Source organism: Lactobacillus sp. HMSC08B12 (assembly GCF_001808415.1).
Classification (GTDB): Bacteria; Bacillota; Bacilli; order Lactobacillales; family Lactobacillaceae; genus Lactobacillus; species Lactobacillus delbrueckii.
The window spans coordinates 1-1,152 of record NZ_KV793224.1; the positions used below are offsets into that span (position 1 = coordinate 1).

Annotated in this window: 1 protein-coding gene; it reads left to right on the forward strand. The window is 44.3% G+C overall.

Annotation, left to right across the window (positions count from 1 at the left end; all coding sequences use genetic code 11):
• Positions 1-1,152: RNA-guided endonuclease TnpB family protein (locus HMPREF3168_RS09470; RefSeq protein WP_070489791.1), on the forward strand; the 1,152-nt coding region annotated here is incomplete at both ends.

Below are 1,152 nucleotides of genomic sequence, written 5' to 3' on the forward strand. Positions count from 1 at the left end.
CGTGAGAATGAAGCACAGCCAAATGAAGAAATGAGCCAGTATCCTGCACTAAGAGCTGCTTTATCCGAGAAGCAGCTTCAGCACTGCTTTGGATATATCAGACGCCTCACCAGAAAACATAAACCCTACCCTCATTCAACGGCAGCACAATGCATGCTCTGTGACGAAATGATGTGGAGGGTTGTTGAAAAAGATGGCTCAAGCTACCTAGAAATCATGACGGCAAAATGCAGAAAGAAAAAGCAGTTTAAGCTGACAGGACCATACTGCTATGCCAACAAGAAAAAACGCGGCGACATCCAGCTCATTCTTGATAGAGACAAGAAGCGGCTGGAAGTTCATCGTGCTATTAATGCTGTTGCTCATGAGATCCGCAAGCCACTGAGGAAACTGGGTATGGACAAGGGACTGGCAACACTCATTTCATGTAGCAGTGGTCAAGAATATGGAGCAGGCTTCGGTGGATTGGTAGGTGCTGAAGTTGAGCGGATCAATGATCGTAACACAAATCGTAATGAGTACATCCAGTCAGCCAAGGATTTGAGAGAAGAAAAGTCTGCTTTGCAGAAAAAGTTGGACAAGGATTATTCAGCTAAGACAAAGAAGCGCATCAGACAGCGCATTGGAAGTCTTGAGCGCCAAATTGCCCGTCTTGAAAAACACCACCTTGGCAGCAAGCTCTACCACCGCCAACATGAAAGAAATCAACGCAACATGGAGCGGGTAATGAACACAAGTATTAGACAGATGCTTGTGGCAGAAGATTCAGATGTTCTCGTCAAGGAGGATCTGACTTTTACTAGGGAGAAATTGTCTAAAGCATCAAACCGCTATGAAGCAAAAGTGAGACGCAAGCTGTCGTCATGGACTAAAGGAAGACTGGATAAACGTATCGAGTATTTATGTGGCAGTCTGGGAATTCAAACCATTGACGTTAATCCAGGATATACGTCTCAGTTCTGTCCAAGATGTGGTGCTCATTTCAGTGAAAGAAAAGGCGCACATCATGAAACAGCCGTCTGCTCAAATTGTGGAGAAATGAACGCAAATACAGCAGCAGCGGTAAATATTTTGCAAAGAGCGGATGACAAAGAAATAACGAAATACATGCCGTACAAGAAAGTTAAGTTGATTCTTGAAGATCGTTACGCA